Raw genomic sequence first — 3,363 nt, forward strand, 5'->3', positions numbered from 1 at the left:
TCTTTTGATTTGCGTATAGCCAGTGCAGTAGCCAGGTTAATAAAGTTTATGCAGGCAATAACGAGTATAAATATACCCAGTATCGCCATTACCAGCAGATCAGACGATGATGCGTTAGAATTTTGTCCGGGATTACCGGTATACTCTTTATTAAAATGTATGTCGGCCAGTGACTGAAGTTTATACGTTTTGGCGGCGGCATCTTGTTTGGAATGATACTTGGCTTTAAAAACCTCCAGTTGTTTATCTATATCTGATGCCTGCCTGTTCTCCGGCAATACTATATATGTATAACCCGAAGCTGTCATGGTCCATTGATCAATAGGCAAGCCTCCCAGAAAACTTGAATTAAACGAAGGCATGGATATAACCATGGAAAAATTAATGTGCGAAGTTGGCGGAGGATCCTGAATGATACCCGCTACTTCTACTTCCAGACTGTTATCAATCTTGAGTGTAGCCTGCTCTTTTCCTTTCAATAATTTATCAGCCAGTGATTTTGTAAGGAAAACTTTTCCCGGTTGGCCAAGTTCTTCTTTCGGATTTCCGGACAATACCTTGAAATCAAATACTTCAAAAAACAATGAGTCTGCAAAGACTATATTTTCAGCCGTCATCTTATCTTCACCATATTTCACCAATATCTCATCCTGATAATGCATTTGTGTTACCAGCGGTATATCCGGAAAATCGTTACGAAATGCTTTCGCTATCGGATAAGGTGTTGTTGACTCTCGTGCTTCACCGGAAGAGCTGCGACTATCCTGTACGATGCGATAGATGGAACGATACTTCGAATGAAATTTATCAAAGCTCAGATCGTACGTGACCAGCAAAAAGATAATGATACAGGCCGTGACGCCAATGGTGAGCCCCAGAATGTTGATCAGGGTATAATTTCTGTTGCGCAGAAAATTACGAAATGTGAGAATAAGATAGTTCTTGATCATGCCCAAGTAAAGTTAATTTCGCGTCTCCTTATCCAAAGACGGTGCCATCCTTGTATCGCACTGATTTTCAAAACAAAAGACCTAAACCAACCTATTTGTACTTCCTCTATCTGTATCACTTCCGATACACATCACTGTATGTATCCGATACAATTTTATACCTTTATCCGGATACAAACACCTTTCTTCAGAAAACAAATGATATCGGCCAGGATATTGATAATTGATGACGACCGCGATGTGCTGGAAACGGCACGTATGTTTCTCAAGCAAGAATTTGCCACGGTATATATTGAAGAGAATCCTGAAAAGTTACCAACACTGCTAAAGCAAACCGAGTACGATGCTATACTGCTCGACATGAATTTTAAAAAGGGTGTGAACGATGGTGAAGAAGGATTTCATTGGTTGAGTCAAATTCTTCGCATCGATCCGCAGGCTGTAGTAATTATGATCACAGCCTATGGTGAAATAGACCTGGCCGTAAAAGCCATTAAACATGGTGCTACCGATTTTGTATTGAAGCCGTGGAAGAATCAAAAATTGATGGCCACTATATTGGCGGCATTACAGCTGCGCCAATCCAAAAAGGAAATTGAAAAATTAAAAGATACACAGGAGAAACTGAAGGATGATCTCAATTACTCCTATAGCGATTTCATTGGAGAGTCGCCCGCTATACAACGTGTACATGAACTTGTAACACGCGTTGCATCGTCTGATGCAGATGTGCTGATACTCGGGGAGAACGGCACCGGCAAAGAATTGGTGGCACGTGCTATACATCGGCAATCATCGCGCAGCCAGCATGTGTTTATCAATGTAGACATGGGTGCTATCAGTGAAACACTTTTCGAAAGCGAACTCTTTGGTCATGTAAAAGGTGCTTTTACCGATGCACGCCAGGATAAAGCCGGGCGCTTTGAAATTGCTTCGGGTGGTACGTTGTTTCTCGATGAGATAGGTAATCTTTCATTACCACTGCAAGCTAAATTACTTACCGTGCTGCAACATCGCACCATACAGCGGGTGGGCTCCGCGAAAGCTATACCGGTAAATTTTCGTCTCATCTGCGCCACCAACCTTCCTTTGCATGAAATGGTCTTCGAGAAAAAATTCAGACAAGACCTGTTATACCGCATCAACACCGTTGAGATTCGTGTACCATCTCTCCGCGAACGTGCAGAAGATATACCTTTACTTGCCGAACATTTTCTATTGCGTTACGGGCAAAAGTATAAACGGCCGGGTATGAAGATAGACAAACCTGTGATGGCAAAACTTAAAAAATATCATTGGCCCGGTAACATTCGCGAACTGCAACATGCCATAGAACGCGCAGTTATACTCAACGAAAGCAAAGTGATTGAATCGGCCGACCTCCTGATAAGTGGCGCTATACTTCACCCGGCAAAAGAGCAAACCCCGCAGACGCTGGATGAGATGGAGAAACACTTCATTCAACAGTCGCTGTCAGACAACCAGGGTAATGTAAGCAACACTGCCAAAGCCTTGGGACTTACGCGCACTGCATTATATCGCCGGATGAAACGGCATGGTATCTAACGAATTATTACCTTACCTGCATGATCCTGAAACGCTTTTCGCTATTGATACTTGCAAGGATCGCGCTGCTGACGATCTCGATCTTTACGTTGGTATGGGTATATCAGCAGCACATGTTCTTCAATCTGATTACGCTCAGCATCATCTTTATACTGCTGCTGATAGAGCTGATATATTTCGTTAACAACACCAACCGCGAACTGGCGCGCTTCTTTACCGGTATACGTCACAGTGACTTTACTATGACGTTCTATGAAGCCTATAAAGGAAAATCGTTTCGCGAACTGGAGGACAGCATGCAACAGATACTGGATGCTTACAAACAGGTAAAGATCGAAAAGGAAGCACAATATCAATTTCTGCAGTTACTCATCAACCAACTTCCTATCGGTATACTTTCGTTGGAAGGTGAAACGATCGTATCGATAAATTCTACAGCCGAAAAGTTATTGGAAGCAACAGGCACAAAAAATCTCAGTCTTATAAAACAACGCCATCCCTGGATGACCGCTATACTTGGCGAACAGGGTAGCCGACTCATCGAACTCAAGCGCCATAATGATACTATACCACTGGCAGTACAGGTTAGCTCATCGCGTATACTGGAAAAAAATTATACGCTGATAACATTACAGGATATACGTTCAGAGATTGAACAAAAAGAAATTGAAGCGTGGCATAAACTGATCCGTATTCTCACGCACGAGATCATGAACTCCGTAACGCCCATTGCATCACTCACCGAAACCATGCAAAGCATGCTGACGGATAAAAGCGGCCAGGTAAAAGAGATACAGGCCATCACAACGGATACGCTGGGCGACATTCGCTTTTCACTCAACACCAT

2 protein-coding genes and 1 pseudogene are annotated in these 3,363 nt (G+C 42.9%); 2 read left to right on the top strand and 1 reads right to left on the bottom strand.

Annotated elements, in window-relative coordinates; translation table 11 throughout:
- The coding region (locus VIN08_RS21130) for an ABC transporter permease (protein WP_331969402.1) at positions 1–950 on the bottom strand (950 nt) is incomplete at its 3' end.
- A gap of 198 nt (positions 951–1,148) precedes the next feature.
- Here VIN08_RS21130 and VIN08_RS21135 point away from each other — a divergent pair.
- Positions 1,149–2,516: a sigma-54 dependent transcriptional regulator gene (locus tag VIN08_RS21135; RefSeq protein ID WP_331969404.1), complete on the top strand. Its 1,368-nt coding sequence runs from the start codon at positions 1,149–1,151 to the stop codon at positions 2,514–2,516.
- A 20-nt stretch (positions 2,517–2,536) separates the two neighbouring features.
- Positions 2,537–3,363: pseudogene (locus VIN08_RS21140) on the top strand (ATP-binding protein); the annotation flags it as partial.

This window comes from Ohtaekwangia sp. (assembly GCF_036568665.1).
Classification (GTDB): domain Bacteria; phylum Bacteroidota; class Bacteroidia; order Cytophagales; family Cyclobacteriaceae; genus Ohtaekwangia.

Bases quoted from the DNA above. Each gene is read 5' to 3' on its own strand.
- VIN08_RS21135 (WP_331969404.1), top strand. From the start codon at position 1,149: ATGATATCGGCCAGGATATTGATAATTGATGACGACCGCGATGTGCTG.